This is a genomic window from Proteus sp. G2618 (genome assembly GCF_009915995.1).
GTDB classification, from domain to species: Bacteria; Pseudomonadota; Gammaproteobacteria; order Enterobacterales; family Enterobacteriaceae; genus Proteus; species Proteus terrae.
In genome coordinates, this window is record NZ_JAABNI010000012.1 from 70,571 (window position 1) to 90,249 (window position 19,679).

A 19,679-nucleotide genomic window follows, 5' to 3' on the forward strand; every position below is an offset into this window, starting at 1 on the left:
GATGTTTGATGCAGATTTGGAGGCGTAAAGATGGAGACGGCGGCAGAAATAAGAGGGCGGATATTTAATATCCAGAAATACTCTATTTATGACGGTGATGGTATTCGTACTCTCGTTTTTTTAAAAGGCTGTAATATCCGCTGCCCTTGGTGTTCAAATCCAGAAGGTCTCAGCAGTGAATTTCAGGTGATGTACTCTCACGACAAATGTGTGGATTGTGGTAAATGTGTTGATGTTTGTCCTGCTGGTGTGCATTACATGACAACCAATGAAAGTGGCAAACAAGTTCATCGTGTTGATCGCGCTGTTGATTGTATTGGTTGTCGTAAATGTGAAGAAGTCTGTATCTCTGATGCCCTTGATATTATCGGAAAAGATGTTTCAGTCTCAGAGCTAATGAAAATCATCATGCAAGATTATGACTTTTACATCTCTTCAGGAGGTGGTGTCACAATCGGTGGCGGTGAAATGAGTCTACAAACTGATTTTGCGGTCGCGCTTTTACGAGAATGTAAAAAAATGATGATCAATACTGCTGTGGAAACACAAGCGACCACTAATGTGGCGAATTATGAAAAATTAGCGGAAGTGGTTGATCAATTTCTGATTGATATCAAACACATTGATACCACTCAGCATAAAGCACTGTTTGGTATTGGTAATGAGAATGTTCGTCGTAACCTAGAACGTTTGATGGATCTCGGTGCAAATGTGGTGATCCGTATGCCTTTAGTACGAGGCTATAACGACTCTTATGACGCGATCACTGGGGCGATTAACTACGCAATGGAACTCTCAAAACGCGGAAATATTCAGCGTATCGATATTCTTCCTTATCACCAATTTGGGCGTAACAAATACGAAAAATTGGAAATGATCTACCCGATAAAAACCGATCCAAGTTATACGCCAGAAGAGTTAGACAGTTTAGAAGCCTTCTTTAAGAAATTTGATTTCGATATCCGTCTTGTCCGTCACTAAGTAGGAGAGAAAGATGAACAGTTTAGGTGTGATAGAAACACGAGGATTAACCGCAGCCATTCAAGCCGCTGATGCGGCTTGTAAAGCAGCAAACGTGGAAATTATAGGATACCGAAAAGTAGGATCTGGGTTGGTATCAATCTGTTTTCAAGGCGAGATCAGTGCAGTAAGAACAGCAATTGATCATGGCGTTGATGTGGTGAGTCAAAAAGAGCTGGTGATTGGTTCATTGGTTATCGCAAGACCAGAGCCAAGCGTTATTACTAAGCTGCTTACAGTTAAAGGTAAGAAAAAAGCCCCTATTGTTGCTGAAAAAGTGCAAGAGGCGGCTATTGAAAAAGTTGTTGAAACCACCGTTGAAACAGTCGTTGAGACAAGAGCTGAAGCTCCTGTTAAAAACAAAATTGAGCACATTGAAGTCACAAAAGAAGTTGCAGATTTGAAGGCTCAAAATATTGCTTCTGAAACTAAAGCTGTAACAGATAAAGCACAAAGCAGTAAAAAAGAGATCAAACCAGAAAGCCGTAAAGGTAAAAAATAATGATTAATCAACAACTCATGGGAAAAATTCTCTCTCGTTTGCCCGTTCATGGAGTGATGTTGGGAGAAACGCAAGGAATGGCTATCCCTGTTGGTATTTCTAATCGTCATGTGCATCTTTCACAACAAGATGTTGAAGCGTTATTTGGTAAAGGTTATCAACTCACCCCATTTAAAGATCTTAAACAACCGGGTCAGTTTGCAGCAAAAGAGTGTGTGATGGTTGTGGGACCAAAAGGCTCGATCAGTAAAGTTCGAGTTTTAGGGCCGGTTCGTCCACAAAGTCAGTTAGAAATCTCAAAAGCAGACTGTTTTGTATTAGGTGTAAAAGCACCAGTACGTGAATCAGGTGATTTAGTCGGTTCAGGTCAAGCTGTATTAATGGGGCCTGCGGGTCATGTTGAATTACAAGAGCAAGTGATCTGTGCTCAACGCCATATTCATATGAGTGAAATTGACGCCAGAATGTTAAATGTCACCAATGGGCAAAAAGTACACGTTAAAACAGAAGGTGAGCGTAGCCTGATTTTTGATGAAGTTGTTGTTCGTGTTAGTGAAAAATTTGCTTTGGAATTTCATATAGATACTGATGAAGCTAATGCTGCAGGGCTTCGTAACAACGATAGCGTATTTATTGTCAGCTAAGACAATGAGGTGGCGTAATGGACAATCAGTTAATTGAAAGGATAGTGGCTGAAATAGAAAAAAGAATGAAAAAGTCAGTGTTGTTGGCACTTACACCTGCACCGGGATACCAAGATGAAATCTGTCAGCGTATCAACACTTTTTCTCATATTCGATTTTCTCTTTTTGTTACAACATCGGCACAAATCAGTCATGATTTGTCGAAATGGCGTCATCTAGGGGAAATATATAATGCGAGCGAGTTCGATTGCCAGCAGTTATCGACTTACCACGCACTGTTTGTTCCTTATTTTGATAAAAAGCTGGTGGGTGAAATTATTAACGGATTATTTATAAGTGAAGAAGGAAAGCTAATTCATTCTGCACTTGCTCAAAATATTCCTGTTATTGCATTACCTTATTTTTGCCAACCAGAAAGTGAGTTAAATGAGATTTTAGGTTTAAATAAAAATAAAGAGTACAACCTGCTTATTCAGGAAAATATTAGTCGATTAAAATCAATGGGTATTATGTTTCACTCTATAAATGATGTTGAAGATAATTTAATAAACCATGATGTTAAGCATCAAACTAAATCTGAATATAAACCTGAAATTAAACAAGAGAATAATAATCGCTATATTACTTTGAAAGAAGTAATGAATAAGCCTGGAGAATATCATTTATCGCAAGATAAATTGACGGATTCTGCTATTGAATATTTAAAAAGTTTGAAAAATTAATCTTAAATTATATCTGATAACTCAGGAGTCTTATTATGTCACCAAAAGCTAAATCATGGCTTTGGATGCTGGCGGTTATTATTTCAGAAACCTCAGCAACCTCTACTTTAAAAATGTTTGATAATAGCGAAGGAACAACCAAAACATTATTGTTAGGCTTAATTGTTGTTTTATACGTTATTTGTTATTACTCATTATCACGAGCAGTTAAAAATATTCCTGTTGGTCTGGCTTATGCAACGTGGTCAGGTACAGGTATTTTAGTGGTTTCTTCTTTAGGTATGCTGTTTTATGGCCAACACCCTGATACCGCTGCAATGATTGGTATGGCTGTTATTGCCAGTGGTATTGTGATTATGAATCTCTTCTCTAAAATGGGTTCTGAAGAAGAGGAAGAAGAAATAACAGAAACCTCTAATATTAAACAAACTGCATCGCCAGTTAATAAATAAGTCTATTTCTTGATAAATATTTTTTAATAAATCTATTTTTAATAATAGTTATTTTATTAAAACAAATAAGGATAACAATTATGTTTACCGGATTCTTATGGCTGGCGCTGTCTATTGGTTCTGAAATCACTGGTACATCAATGATTAAAAAGACCAACGGCTTTAGTAAATTAGCCCCTTCTGTTTTAGTTATTGCTGCTTACTGTATTTGTTATTTCGCTTTAACACGCGCAATGGGATATATTCCTGTTGGTGTTGCTTATTCACTCTGGTGTGGATTTGGTATTGTCGGTGTGACCTTGGTTGCAATGATTTTATATAAGCAAAAACCAGATTTACCAGCCATATTCTCTATGGCATTGATTATCTCTGGTGGGATAATTATGAATACATTCTCTACTATGTAGTCGCATATTAATTATTTTTAATAGAAACACTGAGTGTTAGGTGAAATAGACTCAGTGTTTTTATTTTTTGAAATATAAAAATCACGATATGATATTTTTATACAATGATTTCAGTTAACGATTTTATTTCAAAACGGATCTGAGTTTATCTTGATAACTTTAAAGATAAAATCCCCACTGCATTCACAATGGGGATTGGTTTACGACATTACTGCTTTTTATTTTTTAGTTTTACTGCTCACTAACTTGCTGTAACTGTTTTTGACGCTCAGTTTGAGCGCTGATTTGATGGTTTCTAGCTAAGAAGCTGTACATTGTTGGTAACACAAACAGGGTAAATAGTGTGCCGACTAACATACCTGACACAATAATCAGCCCTAATCCATAGCGACTATTCGCCCCAGCACCACTGGCAAATAAAAGTGGAATAAGCCCAATAACCATTGCCGCTGTGGTCATTAATACAGGACGCAATCGGATTTTTGCAGCTTCAATAATGGCATCCCGACGGTTTAGATTTTTATGAACTTGCAATTCATTAGCGAATTCCACCATTAAAATACCGTGCTTACTAATAAGTCCTATTAGTGTGACTAAACCAATTTGAGTGTAGATATTTAGCGTCACCATCCCTAAAGCGAGAGGGACTAATGCACCACAAATTGATAGCGGTACAGTAATTAAGATAATCAAAGGATCAACCAAACTTTCATACTGTGCAGCTAACACTAAATAAATAATGATAAGTGCGGCAATAAAAGCAAAGACTAACGTATTTCCTTCTTGGGTAAATTGGCGAGAATCAGATTGCCAATCATGACTAAAGCCCGCTGGTAATGAATCTGCTACAGTTTCAAGAAACGCGACTGCTTGTCCCATCGTGACACCAGGCGCGGGGATCGCTTGAAATATGGCTGCATTTTGTTGATTAAACTGTGTCAGTTTATTGGGTTCAACTTGAGTTGTGATATTCACAACTGTTGATAATGGGATCAACACGTTATCTTGAGTGCGAATATAGTGCCCAGCAAGAGCTGCAGGCGTTAAACGTTGGTGACGTACACTTTGTGGAATAACATCATAAGAGCGACCATCCATACCAAAACGATTGATATAGTGTTCACCGACTAATAATGAAAGTGATTCACCAATATCCTGCATGCGAATACCTAAACTATTGGCCTTAGCTCTGTCTATGGCAACTTGAACGACAGGATTGTTGTAATCTAAATCGCTATCCACCACGACAAACAAACCACTTTCTCTCGCTTGCTGTTTAATGTTTTCCATTGTTTCAAATAAAACGGGATAACCTAACGGGCTACGTAAAACCATTTGTACAGGTAACCCACCTACCGAACCGGGTAAAGAAGCTAATTGGAAAGCAAAAATACTAGTACCTTCAACATTATTGACGCGGTTTTGTAAGTCGGCTTGAATTTGATCTGCATTGCGATCGCGGAGATCCCAACCATCAAAGTTAATACCACCAAAGCTGGCTGAAGGCCCATCTGTACCGTTAATTATCCATGTGCTGTCTGTTTCAGGCAGACTCATATAAATTTCATCAAGCTTTTGATTAAAGCGTTCAGCATAAGCAAGATTTGCATGTTGCGGTGCTTTTACGGCGGTTAATACACTCGCTTGATCTTCTGAAGGAGCCAGCTCTTGTTTTGTCTGACTATACAAAAACGGTAAGCTGACAAACACTGCTAAGGCAAAAACAATGGTTAGCCAGCGATTAGCTAAAGAAAAATTGAGTACGTAACCATAATAATGAGCCAGTTTATCAAAGATATATTCGGCTATTTTAGCCATTCTGCCTTCATTTTCTTTTGGTTTTAGCATTAACGAGCTCATCACTGGCGACAAGGTTAATGCCACAATACCGGATACAATCACACTACCTGCCAATGTTATGGCAAATTCTTTAAATAATGCCCCCGTTAATCCAGCCATTAAACCAATAGGAGCATAAACGGCGGCTAACGTGATCGTCATTGCAATAACAGGACCAGCAACTTCTCTCGCACCGACTAAAGCGGCTTGAACAGGCGATAACCCTTCTTCAATATGGCGATGTACGTTTTCAACAACCACTATCGCATCATCCACAACTAATCCGATTGCTAAAACCATTGCTAGCAAGGTGAGCAAGTTAATACTAAAGCCAAAGGCAAGCATTAATCCGGCAGCACCTAGCATCGATAACGGAATGGCAAGTACAGGAATAAGAACAGAACGGAACGATCCCAAACAGAGATAAATAACCGCGATAACGATTAAAATCGCTTCAATTAAGGTTTGTACTACTTGATTAATAGAGGCTTTGATAAAACGTGAAGTTTCAAATGCCAGTTCTACATCGACGCTTGGCGGTAAGGTTTTTTGAATATCAACAAGATGCTCGCGAATGCCATCAACAATCACAAGTGGGTTACCTGTTGGAGTCGGGAATAAACCCAAAAATACCGCTTTTTTACCATTCATAATACCGCTGGTTTCAGTAGCCGCAGCACCTAATTCGACAGTACCGACATCACGTAAACGAACAAGGTTATTGCCATCATTAATGATAACCATGTCTTTAAATTCTTCGACATTAGTGAGATCAGTATTGACATAAACATTGGCAATCACAAACTCGCCTTCGACTTTCCCGGGGGCAGCTTGATAGTTATTACGGCGTACTGCATTTGCAACATCGCTTGCCGTTAAGTTACGACCAGCCAGTTTGTCTGCATCTAACCACAAACGCATTGCTAATTGTTGTCCACCAAAAACCTGTACTTTAGCAACACCATTGATGGATGAGAACATAGGTTCCACAACACGAGAAAGGTAGTCAGTGAGTTCAGGGATAGAAAGCTGTTCACTTGAAAATCCGACATAAGCCACCGCAGTAGATTCGCCAGATGAAAGCTCGATAACGGGATCATAAGCTTGCTCAGGTAACTTATAACGTACCTGATTCACTTTCGCCATTACCTGCGTTAAGGCTTGAGTTGGATCGCGGTTTAATTCCATTCTGACGGTGACTAAGCTTTTTCCTTGAACAGAAGAAGAGGAAATATAATCAACGCCCTCAACAGAGGAAACGGCTTGAGTGATCGGTTGTGTCACAAATCCTTGCATCAGTTCAGATGATGCTCCGGGATAGTCTGTTGCAATCGTAATAGTTGAATTTTGCAACATAGGGTACTGGCGAATAGGCAGTTTACTGAACGCAAATGCGCCCAGTAAAAAAATCAGTGTGCTAACAACTAATGCCAAAACAGGGCGCCGAACAAAAATATCGGTAAATTTCATTATTAACTCCCGTTATGGCTTAATTGTCGCTGATTGAGCTAACGCTAATGTATCTTGCTCAATAGGTTCAATTGAGATGCCATCACTTAACTTAACTTGCCCTGAGGAAACAATTTGATCCCCAAGGGTTAAACCTTCTTTTATTTCGATCATGCCGTTGTAGCGCAATCCAACTTTCACAGAGACACGCTTAGCGATAAGGTTTTTTTGATTGTCAGATTGCGCTACAAACACGGTATCTCCATAGGCAGTATAAGTGACTGCCGTTTCCGGTACGGTTAATACCATAGGACTATCAGGAGAAGTAACTTGAACACGAGCAAACATGCCCGCTTTTAATTTATTGTCAGCATTTGGTAAAACAGCCTGTATTTGTACTGTACGAGAAGAGCCAATAAGAGGATCAATCGCATTTATTGAACCAGTAAAAATGATATCTGGGTAAGCATCGACTTCGATATTGATTGGCTGTTTTGTTGAAATTTTTGGTGCGGCTTGTTCATCAAGTGAAAAATTGAGTTTTAAATGGCTCGCATCGACAAGTGAAGCCACACGTTCACCAGCATTGAGATATTGGCCTTCATGAACAAGTTTTATCCCAACGATACCGTCAAAAGGGGCTTTAATTGCTTTTTGTGCAATTCGCGCTTTCACTTCTCGAATAGAGGCCACAATCATGTCGCGCTCTGATAAGGTGCTATCTAATTGCGCGGCAGCTGCGACATTTTTACTATAAAGTTGTCTTGTTCGAGAATAGAGTTTTTCTGCATTGGTTAATTGTGCTTGTAAGCGTAATAACTCGGCTTGTTCTGGCTCATCATTTAATTTAGCTAAAACTTGGCCTGCTTTAACAGTTTGCCCTGACTCAAAATTAATCACAGCAATTCGACCATTGGTTTCAGCGGCTAAATAGACTTGGCGTGCAGCTTCTAATTCCCCAACACCTTGCATATTGTTTGGTAATTTTGATGATTGTACAGTTGCCAATGCGACTTTTGTCGGAGGATAAGCAAATTGCTGTGTTTCATCATCTGATGATGTGGTTGCGTAAACCATTGCACCTGCACTGAGTAAAAAGAGTGAGGCACATACCGTAATAGTAAGTTTTTTATTCATTTTATTGCCGATCCCATAGTGAAAGTTTTTATATTTTTTATCGTTTTATGCGTTATTCTTTTTCCATAACGCTCTGAAATGACTAGCCATTGCCGTAGTGATTAATCCACCAATAACAGCGAGATGTTCTATTGCAAAAAACATCGACAACATGGCCTTGTCTCCCGTCATATTCCAAAAAGTATGAACAACCACGATAGTTAAAAATAAAAAGAGAGCTAAAGCGCCAGCACCTAGCCATAAATAGCGATCGAAAAGCACTAAAAGTGAGCCACAAAATAAGACGATCGCAGTGGCAATATTAAAAAACCAATCAGGTTCCAATCCCGCAGCGCGCATTTCCGCCAAACTATTCTCGTAATCAAAGACTTTGGCAAAGCCAGAAGAAAGAAATAAAACAAGGATAAGTAATCTAGCGATAAACCATAAAGAATGGCTTTCGAGAATACGTGCAATTGAATTTGGCATTCATCTGACCTCAATAATCTTAAAAAATAAGAACCAGCATCCCACTGACTTGACTTAATTTGAGGAGGGGACTATAAAACCTCAAGTTAAGTTGAGGTCAAGAGGGAAAAGTAAAAAATGAAAAAAGAAAAAATAGATTTCAATAGAGCACTTACCGTCGGTGAGGTAGCAAAAAGAAGTGGCGTTGCAATTTCAACGTTACATTTTTATGAAGAAAAAGGGTTGATAGAAAGTTATCGAAGTGCAGGTAATCAGCGCCGTTACCCACCAGTTGTATTACGTTACGTAGCGATTATAAAAGCTGCGCAAAGTACAGGTATTCCGTTAAAAGAAATTCAGGAAATACTAGGAAAATATCCACCAAACAGTAAATTGACCGCAGAACAATGGCACGAAATATCAACGGATTGGAAAGTAAGGTTAGATGAACGTATTCGCCGCCTTAAGAGACTACGTAATGGGTTAGATCATTGTATTGGCTGTGGTTGTTTATCGTTAAGTGATTGCCCATTACGTAATCCTGATGATATTTTAGGTGAAAAAGGGGCCGGTCCTCAGATCCTGTAATCAAAATGAAAACGAAGCGCTATCTGGTTTGAAAAAGCCTTCATAATCATCTTGGTTATCGGTCATACCTAATAAGTCGAGTGTAAATTGATGATAAAAACCTTGATAAGAAAGAAGTGAAATTAGTGCCTGATTAATGGCATCTTTATTATTATTATTTTCTAGTTCACTTGTTTGGCGAGCATAGATTAATAATGCAACTTGGCGCTTTTCTTTTAGAGTTTGATTGCCTTCATTTTTGACATCAAATTGGTTTAATAACGCCAATACATCTTTGGCACTATTAATTCTGGATCCTTTTAAGTATTGATAAAAAGAAGAATTCAATATGGCTATTAAAGGATCAGACTCTTTATTGTCGATCTGTTTTGATTCAGGTAAAGAGGGTTGTTCTCCATATAACACTTGTGGTTTTAAAGCATCAATCTTCATCATTATTATCCTCACTGAAGGTGCCACTTTGAGGGGGGACATTATCTAGTGTATCGAATGTATTAATAAATTTTATTAGGTTTTCTTTAATTTCTTGAGTAAAAACAGGTTGATAAGATTCAGTGTAAGGACGATGGAATTGTGCTTTAAGATCATCAATTAATAGGTTGGGATCAAAAAATGTAATTTGATCACCAGCATGAACAGCAATTGTTTTACTTTCATGAGAGAGCAATTCAATATCAAGCTTATTGAGCTTATTCCCAAGATAACGGCGTAATGTCACAGGAATGTCGAGTGTAATTTTTTTTTCTGAAGGTATTGTTGAAATTAAACGGTGTGTAATTTCAGTTTGAATTTCAGGTGAATCAAAAAATTGAGCAATCGTTGCCGTTAATTGTTCTCTTTGCTGAAACTCATATTGTGTCAGTTTCTCTTGATATTGAACTACAAAATTTAAGATATCCCCTAATAATACCCATAATCCTTTGCTATAGGCTTGGTTTGCTATTTCTTTATGATGTTCTTCTAGTTTGTTATTAAAATCTCGAATTATTTTTTTTGCCGCCTGCTTGGCAGCTAATTCTGTTTTATAAATATTATCAAGCTGTCGAACATAGCGAGCTCGTATTAATATACCTTCACAAGCGTATGTTAAAAGATCTTCAGGCAGAGAGCGCAGCATAATCTAGTACCAAAAGAAAAAGTGAATGAGATAAATAAAGTGATTGAGGAAGTTCAATCGATGAGGATTGAGGCGCAAAAAGTAATGTAAAACGCTGAGAAAGTGCGGTTGAAATTGAATTAATAAAATCAAATAGCAATTGATAGCCGATATTTATTGGTGCGATATTTTTCTGTAGGGTAATTATCTTTTTATCTATATTTAAAACAGGGTAGAGTGATAAAAACGCTTTTAATTGTGGCTCTAGTTGATAGTAATCATCCGATAACAAAAGTGTTTCTCTAGAGTGCAAATAACCTAAAAATAGAGCACAACGAGGAAGTAATGCCCAATGGGTAAAAATTTTTTCTACAATGATATCGATATCACAATCAAGCTGATTAATAAGTTGATATTGCTGAATTAACTGGCGATTAGCTAATTTCTGCCAGATTACACTTTCTTCTTTTGAAGCCAATACTTTGTAATCTGCATGGAGATAACTAAGGGGGTCATACATCACATTAGATATCATTTCGAATTGTTCAGACGTCAGATTTGTCATTATTCTCTTCTTTCAGTGCTTTTTTGCGTCGAAATATTATCAATGAAACTGTAATGATAGCGACGATCACAGCCAATACTAAGCTTAGAAATAACCAAGAATTAAAGAATGAATCAGAATTATTTTGATAATTCTGATTGTTTATCATATTGAATTTATTTATGTTTCTTGGGTATAACAAAACGGTAATATTATCCTCATTCATATCGTTAAAGGCATTATGAATAAAAGCACGAACATCGTCAGTTAGCTGGTTATTATCAAGCATACCCTCTTCATAAAAAACCAATGCTGAAGCATGAGGTGTTGGAATAATACGTTCAGTAGGAGAGATGGGATAACTCACATGAACTCTAGCATCAATAATATGATCAATAGTGAGTAATGATTGTTCTAATCGTTGCTCAATGGCTGAAATTAAACGTGCTTTTTCGGCTTGTGGCGATGATACTAATGCGTCTGATGGAAATAGCTGTGTGACTTCAATTCGAGATAGTGTGGGCAATTGATATTCTTCTAGAATTTGAATTGCAATTCCCATATCTTCTTTTTTAACAGAAACATCAAATAATCCTTTTCCTAATGCTTTACGCGTGCTGGTTATTTGGTGCTTCTGTAAAACAGCTTGAATTTCTGTTGCTTGCCTCTGATCCAAATTAGTGAGTAGTGATTGATCTTTACAACCACTTAATAATGGAAATAGGCAACATAATAATGCCAATAACAAATATCGCATTTTCATTACTATTGAGCCTTGAGTAATGTTTCAACAATATTCAGTGATTTTCTGGCTAAAGTACTCGCTAAATTCATTGTAATTGTATAGTTATTAAGCTTGGTTTGTAGCAGGGTATAACTTTGAACATCATTTAATTGACTTAATATCTTTAGCTTTTCTTGGGTCTGTTTTTCATACTGAAAGCTACTTGTAATCGTATTTATCATCATTGATGATAAATTATCATCACTATTATTGTTATCATTTGCTAATGTTGTTAAATTCACAGGAACAACAGGGGTAATTGCCATATATTATCTCCATTATATAAAAAATTAACGCATATTCCCGATAATGCTCATTGCTAAATCTTTCACAACTTTGATCGATGTGGATTGAGCATTACGTGTAATATTATATTCAGCAAGCTTGGCTTGATAATCAGCCAATGCAGCAGCATTTGATGTATCTGCTTTCAATGCATCTAGTGCAACTTTTAGTGCATCACTTTGGTTTTTAACTGGCTCTTGAAAATAGTCATCAATCTTATCAATAGAGCTTACATCGTCGGCAACAGGATAGGCTGGCATAATATTATTCCTCTAATTTCAATTTTAAGTTATTGCTTACAATTATCACTATTAACCTTGAGGGAAATAGCGATGTTGATTATCAAGAAAGATATATCCATTATCTTCTTGTAAGGTTGCTTTATTTTTCAATATTGGATTACTTATATTTTCACGGTAAAAGAGAAACTTTCTTCCAAAAATGGCCGTTTGTTTTTTGATATAAGTATCAAGTTTTCCTTTGTTATTTCTGTCTAATACATCATCAAAAATAAAGATTAAACCATTGTTTTTTTCTTCAATGGTATAACCTATTGTTTTTGTTAACTCTAGCGTGTTTATATCATTAATGATGTTTGGAATCGAAATTTCTTTAATTGTAGGATAACAATTTTTAGAAAAATGACTATTTATTGCATCAATGATTTTTAATTTCTCATTATCATTATAGTAAATAAAGTTGATAATGGGTTTAGCTTTATCTTTTAAAATTAAATGTATCTTTTTATTATTATTTCCAATTGCTAAATTTTCTATTTTTCTTTTATCTATATAAAAAACTTTATTTTCTGAATCACTATTTACTTTGGATGTAACGTATGAATCATCAAAAATACAATAATATCCATTTTCTCCTTGAAAACCTTTAAAATTTAAACTTTTTGATATGATGGGAGTGGTTGACTTTGCTATTGGTTTATTTATATAAAATATAAATACCATGAAAAATGGAATCAATAATGCCAATGATATAAGTATTTTTTTGCTAGTAATCCATCTCTTTTTATTATTTTTAAAATGAGATGGTTCAAGTGGAAAATCACTTTTATTACTGACTAAAAAGATAGGAATATCATTGAAATACACCGGTGTGTTTAGAGGTAATAAATATTCTTTACCGACTTCTTCTGGTATGAAGCTATGCTCAATTATATATTTATTATTTTCACTACTATTTTCATCAAGTATAATAGCGAGCTTTTTTTTACACACCTTATTATCACAAGGAATATAAATTACCATTTTTTCATTTTCTTCTTTCTTATCATTGATTTCTTCATTTTGTAAAAAAAATGAATAGTGATTAGGCGGTAAAGGAACAATGGCTCCTTTTAATGGACCAGAAAGAATATAAATGTAATACAGCATAGATTTAGCCTAATGATAAAATGTTATTAATTCATAATGTAAATATAGTTTAGTAAAATAGTCATTAAATTTCTTTTAAAAAAAAGCACATGTTTTTTATTTGATAGTGGGTATTAATATATTACTAGTACTTTTTTTAAATAATAAACCGAAAAAATTTGTTATTTATCTTTATAGTTAATAATTAGTAATATTATTGTAGTGTTATATAAGATGAAAACATAAGAATAAGTTTGTTGATAGTTTACTATCTTTAACTTTTTATTATTTAACAAGATAAGATGAGGTATTTTTTATGTTAATAAATGATATAAAAATAAGCGGTGATAAAAATATATTACTGGGGAATTCATTATTCTTTTGCATTCCTCTGAAGGATGATTATCCAGTCAAGATATATGATGAAAAAAAGACTAAAATTATAAAAGGAAAGGCTTTTATTTATAATTCAAAAAATGAAGATGTTATTTTTCAATCTGAAAATCAGTCATGGAAAATTGAGAAACGATCATTTTTTATTTGTGCAAGATTATTAGCATTTATTGATTATGCACGCGATTTTTCCAAAATGACGGCAATAGGATCAGAATTTGATATTAATCAGCAGATTTTTTATATAGAAGATACTAATAAATCCCTAGAATACGTATTAATAAATGAAGCAATAAAAGCAGAAAGCCAATTAGAACCTCTATTTGTCACAATAAGACATAGTGAAAGTTATTGGCTTATTTTACATCTTATTAGTTATTTAGATGAGAAGAAAAGTAATATTGCACAAATTGGAGAGCGCTATGGGGTATCAGGTACACATTTTAGACGACTATGTAAACGCTATTTAGGTAATTGTGGAAAAAGTCAATTACGTTCATGGCGTGCGGCATCTTCCATTTTAACCACGCTATCAACTGATGAATCATTAACACAAATTGCCGTCGATAATGGATTTAGCTCAGCGTCTCATTTCTCAAATGAAATCAAGACGCTATTTGGTATTACACCAACAGAATTTCGTCGAATTGGTCAGCATCTTTATGAAAATAAAAAATAAGATTTATTGTGTCATTGGGCTAGTACTTTGTTGTGGTTTTTCTTTTCAAATCCAAGCTGCGCAAGGAAAGGTTATCTATACACATCAGGTAAAAAAACCTGATGTGTTTATCGCTGTTGATACTCGAGTAGAACAGTTCTTTCTTGTGTTATCAGATAAATTAAATAAACCTTTTATTCTGAGTAGTGCTGTAAAAAAGGAGAGAGTAACTGGAAATTTTGATATTTCTTCACCAGAAGAAGCATTTGAATTGATGGTGAAACGTTTGTCATTACTCTATTTTAATGATGGAAAATCAATCTATATCTATGAGAGTAGTGAGATTTTACAAGAACTCTTTCAAGTAAAAAATATAAGCTTAGTCGAGTTAAAAGAGTATTTACAAGATGTGGGATTATATGATCCCCGTTATCCGTTACGTGCTGGGCGAGACCAACGTACTTTCTATATTTCTGGTCCTCCTGTTTATATTAAATTAGTCAAAGCTGCCGCTGAGTTTTTAGATAATGATGTACAAGAGCAAATTAATGAAAATACAAATAACCAAGTACCAGTGGGAAGTTCTCGTTATGGTGATGAATTTGTACAGATATTTCCATTAAAAAATACTTTTGTACAAGACAGAACTTATACCTTACGTGATGATAAAGTGGTACTGCCAGGAATTACTACTGTTTTACAGCAGTTATTTATGTCTTCTAGAGAAATAAAAAGAACAACCGTAGAGCCTCGTGAAACCCCAGAAAGTAACGATAGCCAGAAATACGATGAAGAGATAAATGATATTGAAGAAACTAATGCTCCTATTATCACTAAAGTAGGGCAATATAACGTCGAATTAGTGCCTTTACCGGGTTCAAATAGCCTTTTAGTGAAAACAAGTCGGGAAGGTTTGGCATTAATAGGTTCACTTATTACTCAATTAGATAAACCTAAAAGACAAGTTGAATTGTCATTATGGATAATCGATATCTCTAAAAATAAAGCAGATAGTCTAGGTGTTAATTGGCAAGCAAGTTATGGATCTGGTAAAGGCAGTTTCTTTTTTAATACAGCAAGTTTAAGTGCTGCATCTGGTTTTAACTTTTTAGGCAAAATTAAAGCATTGAGTGAAGATGGCGAAGCTCAAATGGTCTCTCGTCCGATCTTATTAACACAAGAAAATACTCCCGCTATTTTTGATAACAACACGACTTTTTATACTCAAATAAAAGGTGAACGAGTTGCTTCATTAGAATCAACAACATTTGGCACGATGATCAGTGTATTACCGCGTATCGGTAACTCAAATAAAGATATTGAGATGATCATTAATCTTGAAGATGGTGCAGAAAAAAAAGATGACAGCGGTGCTGATGAAAATGTTGAAAAACTACCAGTGATTAATCGTACCAATATTAGCACTGTTGCTCGTGTATCAGAGGGAGGAAGCTTATTAATTGGTGGATATACACGAGAAGATAATGTGAAAGCAGAAAGTAAAGTTCCTTTTCTTAGCGCTATCCCTTTAATAGGCGGAGCATTCAAATATGAATCTGACAATAATAAAAAGATGATACGTATTTTTATGCTACAACCCCGTTTATTAGAAAAAACACAAACTGAATTGTTAGGCTCTATCACTGAAAATCCATTTGAACCGATGGACAACAAAACATCTCAGGCATTAAAACAACTTCAGGCTTTTATGAGGTAATATCATGATTGCACCAATTAATACCTCTACTTTGACACATTCAACACCTAGTAGTATTGGTAAAAAAAGCCAACAAGAAACTGAGTACAAACAACCTAAAGTTAATGAAAATCAAAATTATCAAAATCAATTAATAGAGATATCTGACGATATGTCTATGGTTGCTACTCTTTTTTCTCAACGTTTTGGTCAACTATTAGATAAAAAAGCAAATAGAGGGCAAAGTACATTATATATTGCAGAAGAGGGCGCCGATAAAAAACTTGATAAAGTTATGATGTTATTTAGAAAATCAGGACGAAGTTTGCAAGAATTGCTTCAATATTTACGTAAAATGTTCCCTGATGAAAGTGATCTCGTTATGGTTTTACGAGAATTACTCAGGAAAAAAAAATTAGGGGCGCAATTAGATGCAGGAATTGAGAATGAGATAAATCATCTTCTTGAGGGAGAAAATGGGAAGCAAATTAGAGCCGGCATTAATATTGCTTTGCAAGCAAAAGCATTTGCTAAATTACTTTCTCTCGATGCTTCAACATTAAGAAATCTTTATCGTAGCTATATTAATCTTGATCTTGAGCCTATCTATTTTTTTAAAATGTGGATTGAAGATTATGACCTTAAACAATGTACTATTATTTTAAGTTTTCTAACACAAAGCTTAATTTGTGATATGCAATCACTTATGCCAAGTTGTTCTCAAAGTTCGGAGTTTGGTTATTTTCTTAATAGAGTTAATAAATTACGTACTTTATATAGCTTTATAGAAATAAATATAAAGAGATTAGAAACAAAAGATTTAAAAAATACAATAACTGAAAAAGATCTTTATCAATTGATTTTTTATGGTATGACATTTCCTGATGAAATGGAAAAGTACCTAATTTCTCTTTTAGAAAATGAATGGCTTAATTATTTAGTTAATATAAAAATGAAGTTATTGCAAGGGCTAAAAACAATGTTTAATAAATACCCTGAATCATTGTATTTATCTGATGATTTTAGAGATGAATGCCAAATAATTATACAGAAGTTTATAGATAATTATCTTCGACTAGAACAGTATCAACAAAGAAAATAATTTACGGATAATTTCTATGATTTATAGATTTCTATTGGCAATAAAAAATAGACCAGAGTTAATCGTATTGTCGGTTATGATTTTGGTTATTATTATGTTAATCATACCTTTGCCGACTTATATTGTAGACTTTCTTATTGGGCTGAATATTACTATTTCTTTACTTATTTTCATGAGTTCATTTTATATTACTCGAATATTGAACTTTATGACCTTTCCTGCATTATTACTGATCACAACACTTTTTCGACTTGCTCTTTCTATTAGTACAAGTCGATTAATATTATTAGATGCAGATGCAGGTGAGATAATTACTTCATTTGGTGAGTTTGTTATCGGTGAAAATTTAGTTGTTGGTTTCGTTGTTTTCTCTATTGTCACCATAGTGCAATTTTTGGTTATTACTAAAGGTTCAGAGCGAGTTGCAGAAGTTGCTGCTCGTTTTTCTTTGGATGGAATGCCCGGAAAACAGATGAGTATCGATGCTGATTTAAAGTCTGGCATTATTAATAACGAAGAAGTGAAAATAAGAAGAAAAGAATTAGGACAAGAAAGTCAGTTATATGGTTCTTTTGATGGTGCAATGAAGTTTATTAAAGGTGATGCAATTGCTGGCATTGTGATTATCTTTGTTAACTTAATTGGAGGGATCTCTGTTGGTATGGCTCAAATGGATCTCTCAATTTCACAGGCACTACATACTTATACACTTTTAACCATTGGTGATGGGCTTGTTGCACAAATTCCAGCATTGCTGATTTCTATTAGTGCTGGCTTTATTGTCACTCGTGTTGGCGGTGAAAATAATAATCTTGGTTTTAGCATTATGAACGAGCTACTTGCACAAGATTTTGCTCTATTAGTGACTGCAATCCTCGCTTTTGTCATCGGATTTTTGCCTGGATTCCCAACCCCCGTATTTCTTATCTTATCTGTGATATTGGGTGGATATTTCTTTAAAAAACAATGGAAAAGTAGGAGAAAAGAAACGATAACAGATAATAAAAAAGATAAGAATGAAGATAATGATTCAGATACTGATGGTAAAAAAGGGCTTATTTCAAATTTGTTTTCAAATAAAAATGAGTCAGAAGATGAAAATAGTTTATTAAAAGAGAATATCACATTATCTCAAGCAGAAACATTGCCCTTAATTATTACGATTTCTTCTAAAAAGAAAGCATATCTTTCAAAGCTCGTTTTTGAAAAATGGTTAAAGAAAGAATTTATTTTACAATATGGTGTATTGCTTCCTGATATTATTATTCATTATTCAGATAAAATTGATGATAATAAAATAATTATTTTAATAAATGAAGTTAAGGCAGATGAATTTTATTGTCCTTTCCCATTTATTCATATTGCAAATCCTAATGATGAATTTTTTTCTTTAGGTTTTAAATCGATAAGGATAGAGGATAATAATATTGAACATTATTGGGTTAATAAAAATGATAAAGAAAAGTTAGAATTAATAGGTTATCAATTAGAACTAGCAGAAGATTACTTTTATAAAAAATTCTCTAATTTGATTACGTTGAATATTGTTGAGTTTTTAGGTATACAAGAAACAAAAAATATTCTTGATAAAATAGAAGAGAATTCTCCAGAGCTTTTAAAAGAGTGTTATAGACAAGTTTCTATTCAACGAATTAATGATGTTTTACAACGTTTAGTGCAAGAAAAAATCCCTATTAGGAATATAAAAACTATTATAGGTGGTTTAGTACAGTGGGGAAGTAAAGAGAAGGATCCAATGCTTTTAACAGAACATATTCGTGCTCTACTTTCGCGTTATATTAGTTATTTTTTTTCAAACGATGGCAGACTTAATGCAATTATTTTATCTCATAATGTAGAAGAGATAATTCGAGGTGGAATAAGACAAAGTTCTTCAGGAACCTTTTTAAATTTAGAAACTGCTGAACTTGATATGATCATAGAAAAAATATCTACAGCTGTTGATGAAATTAAATATGTACAAAGTTATATATTTTTAACAGCAATAGATATAAGGCGATTTGTTAAAAAACTAATAGAAACACAATATCCACAATTATCCGTTTTATCTTATGATGAAATTACATCAGATATTGAAATTAACGTTTTACAATCTATTTAGGAGAAGTTATGTCTTTTGATCTAGCAAGTTTAATTATGGATGCTATGAATGTAATTGGGAGAAATGATTTATTCTCAGAAGGGAAATCTGTTGATAATCATTCAACAATCACAATTAGCTTGGGAGATATGCCGGATATAAATTTATTAGTTGTTGATGAAGTTCCGATGGTCTGGTCTGTGCTTGGTGAATATAATGAAAATTTGTTATCACAATGTAGTGCGCCATTATTATTAACTAGCATTAATAATCAAACGGAAAGCTTTTATCCTGGTCAACCTGCTTTAGTGAAAGTTGAATCTGAATTAGAGTTGCGAGCTTCATTTATGCCTATTGCTTTGCAAAATGGTGAGTCAATGGCAAAAGCAATAGATGAGTATTTTCAAATGATGAATACCATCCACCAACAATTCATTAATTAAAAA

Annotated in this window: 22 protein-coding genes; 12 read left to right on the plus strand and 10 right to left on the minus strand. The window is 34.4% G+C overall.

Annotated elements, in window-relative coordinates; translation table 11 throughout:
• The first annotated feature begins 30 nt into the window (after positions 1-30).
• The 6 genes from cutD (at position 31) to GWJ01_RS04975 (ending at position 3,747) form a co-directional block, all read left to right on the plus strand.
• On the plus strand, positions 31-981 hold the full coding sequence (gene cutD / locus GWJ01_RS04950) for a choline TMA-lyase-activating enzyme (RefSeq protein ID WP_109394840.1): 951 nt from the start codon (positions 31-33) through the stop codon (positions 979-981).
• Positions 982-994: 13 nt separating this feature from the next.
• The gene (locus tag GWJ01_RS04955) at positions 995-1,522 is read left to right on the plus strand and encodes a BMC domain-containing protein (RefSeq protein WP_109394842.1); all 528 of its coding nucleotides are present in this window, start codon (positions 995-997) and stop codon (positions 1,520-1,522) included.
• A gap of 56 nt (positions 1,523-1,578) precedes the next feature.
• Positions 1,579-2,166, plus strand: a complete 588-nt coding sequence (locus GWJ01_RS04960; protein WP_375804073.1) for a phosphate propanoyltransferase — start codon at positions 1,579-1,581, stop codon at positions 2,164-2,166.
• A gap of 17 nt (positions 2,167-2,183) precedes the next feature.
• The gene (locus GWJ01_RS04965; protein ID WP_109402439.1) at positions 2,184-2,888 is read left to right on the plus strand and encodes a hypothetical protein; all 705 of its coding nucleotides are present in this window, start codon (positions 2,184-2,186) and stop codon (positions 2,886-2,888) included.
• A gap of 35 nt (positions 2,889-2,923) precedes the next feature.
• Positions 2,924-3,340 (plus strand): DMT family transporter, encoded by a 417-nt coding sequence (locus GWJ01_RS04970; RefSeq protein ID WP_109402438.1) that lies wholly within the window; start codon positions 2,924-2,926, stop codon positions 3,338-3,340.
• A gap of 80 nt (positions 3,341-3,420) precedes the next feature.
• A complete protein-coding gene (locus tag GWJ01_RS04975; RefSeq protein ID WP_004245856.1) occupies positions 3,421-3,747 on the plus strand; it encodes a DMT family transporter in 327 nt (108 codons plus the stop codon).
• A 231-nt stretch (positions 3,748-3,978) separates the two neighbouring features.
• On the opposite strand, the gene GWJ01_RS04980 is transcribed toward GWJ01_RS04975, so the two are convergent.
• Genes GWJ01_RS04980 through GWJ01_RS04990 form a run of 3 tightly spaced genes read right to left on the minus strand, consistent with a single transcriptional unit; the run spans position 3,979 to position 8,640 of the window.
• Positions 3,979-7,056 (minus strand): MexW/MexI family multidrug efflux RND transporter permease subunit, encoded by a 3,078-nt coding sequence (locus GWJ01_RS04980; RefSeq protein ID WP_109394849.1) that lies wholly within the window; start codon positions 7,054-7,056, stop codon positions 3,979-3,981.
• Between the two features lie 12 nt (positions 7,057-7,068).
• Positions 7,069-8,172 (minus strand): efflux RND transporter periplasmic adaptor subunit, encoded by a 1,104-nt coding sequence (locus GWJ01_RS04985; RefSeq protein ID WP_109394851.1) that lies wholly within the window; start codon positions 8,170-8,172, stop codon positions 7,069-7,071.
• 45 nt (positions 8,173-8,217) lie between these two features.
• Positions 8,218-8,640, minus strand: a complete 423-nt coding sequence (locus tag GWJ01_RS04990) for a DoxX family protein (protein ID WP_109402435.1) — start codon at positions 8,638-8,640, stop codon at positions 8,218-8,220.
• Between the two features lie 117 nt (positions 8,641-8,757).
• Here GWJ01_RS04990 and soxR point away from each other — a divergent pair, with 117 nt between their 5' ends.
• A complete protein-coding gene (gene soxR, locus GWJ01_RS04995; RefSeq protein WP_006536309.1) occupies positions 8,758-9,207 on the plus strand; it encodes a redox-sensitive transcriptional activator SoxR in 450 nt (149 codons plus the stop codon).
• On the opposite strand, the gene GWJ01_RS05000 is transcribed toward soxR, so the two are convergent.
• From GWJ01_RS05000 to GWJ01_RS05030, 7 genes are read right to left on the minus strand one after another with little or no spacing between them, the layout of a single operon-like run.
• Entirely contained in the window at positions 9,208-9,642 is a 435-nt protein-coding gene (locus GWJ01_RS05000) for a hypothetical protein (protein WP_227003172.1), read from the minus strand. It lies immediately after the preceding gene.
• Complete coding sequence (locus GWJ01_RS05005) at positions 9,629-10,324, minus strand: type III secretion protein (RefSeq protein WP_161710767.1); 696 nt, start codon at positions 10,322-10,324, stop codon at positions 9,629-9,631. The genes GWJ01_RS05000 and GWJ01_RS05005 overlap by 14 nt, the downstream gene beginning before the upstream one ends.
• Positions 10,305-10,868: a type III secretion protein gene (locus GWJ01_RS05010; RefSeq protein ID WP_161710768.1), complete on the minus strand. Its 564-nt coding sequence runs from the start codon at positions 10,866-10,868 to the stop codon at positions 10,305-10,307. The genes GWJ01_RS05005 and GWJ01_RS05010 overlap by 20 nt, the downstream gene beginning before the upstream one ends.
• Positions 10,849-11,610: a type III secretion system inner membrane ring lipoprotein SctJ gene (gene sctJ, locus GWJ01_RS05015; protein ID WP_109402431.1), complete on the minus strand. Its 762-nt coding sequence runs from the start codon at positions 11,608-11,610 to the stop codon at positions 10,849-10,851. The genes GWJ01_RS05010 and sctJ overlap by 20 nt, the downstream gene beginning before the upstream one ends.
• 2 nt (positions 11,611-11,612) lie before the next feature.
• The gene (sctI, locus tag GWJ01_RS05020) at positions 11,613-11,897 is read right to left on the minus strand and encodes a type III secretion system inner rod subunit SctI (protein WP_109402430.1); all 285 of its coding nucleotides are present in this window, start codon (positions 11,895-11,897) and stop codon (positions 11,613-11,615) included.
• Between the two features lie 24 nt (positions 11,898-11,921).
• Positions 11,922-12,176, minus strand: coding sequence for an EscF/YscF/HrpA family type III secretion system needle major subunit (locus GWJ01_RS05025; RefSeq protein WP_109402429.1), 255 nt, complete (start codon positions 12,174-12,176; stop codon positions 11,922-11,924).
• A 51-nt stretch (positions 12,177-12,227) separates the two neighbouring features.
• Entirely contained in the window at positions 12,228-13,304 is a 1,077-nt protein-coding gene (locus tag GWJ01_RS05030) for a hypothetical protein (RefSeq protein ID WP_161710769.1), read from the minus strand.
• A gap of 295 nt (positions 13,305-13,599) precedes the next feature.
• Between GWJ01_RS05030 and GWJ01_RS05035 the strand changes: the two genes are divergently transcribed.
• The 5 genes from GWJ01_RS05035 to GWJ01_RS05055 are packed head-to-tail and all read left to right on the plus strand — an operon-like array spanning position 13,600 to position 19,676.
• Complete coding sequence (locus GWJ01_RS05035; protein WP_161710770.1) at positions 13,600-14,355, plus strand: helix-turn-helix domain-containing protein; 756 nt, start codon at positions 13,600-13,602, stop codon at positions 14,353-14,355.
• Positions 14,339-16,051 carry a type III secretion system outer membrane ring subunit SctC gene (gene sctC, locus GWJ01_RS05040; RefSeq protein ID WP_161710771.1) on the plus strand — a complete coding sequence of 571 codons (1,713 nt, stop codon included), beginning with the start codon at positions 14,339-14,341 and terminating at the stop codon, positions 16,049-16,051. Before GWJ01_RS05035 ends, sctC begins: the two co-directional genes overlap by 17 nt.
• Before the next feature lie 4 nt (positions 16,052-16,055).
• Positions 16,056-17,132 (plus strand): type III secretion system gatekeeper subunit SctW, encoded by a 1,077-nt coding sequence (sctW, locus tag GWJ01_RS05045; protein WP_161710772.1) that lies wholly within the window; start codon positions 16,056-16,058, stop codon positions 17,130-17,132.
• 16 nt (positions 17,133-17,148) lie between these two features.
• The gene (locus GWJ01_RS05050) at positions 17,149-19,254 is read left to right on the plus strand and encodes an EscV/YscV/HrcV family type III secretion system export apparatus protein (RefSeq protein WP_161710773.1); all 2,106 of its coding nucleotides are present in this window, start codon (positions 17,149-17,151) and stop codon (positions 19,252-19,254) included.
• Positions 19,255-19,262: 8 nt separating this feature from the next.
• Positions 19,263-19,676 carry a type III secretion protein gene (locus GWJ01_RS05055; protein WP_109402423.1) on the plus strand — a complete coding sequence of 138 codons (414 nt, stop codon included), beginning with the start codon at positions 19,263-19,265 and terminating at the stop codon, positions 19,674-19,676.
• The last annotated feature ends 3 nt before the right edge of the window (positions 19,677-19,679 follow it).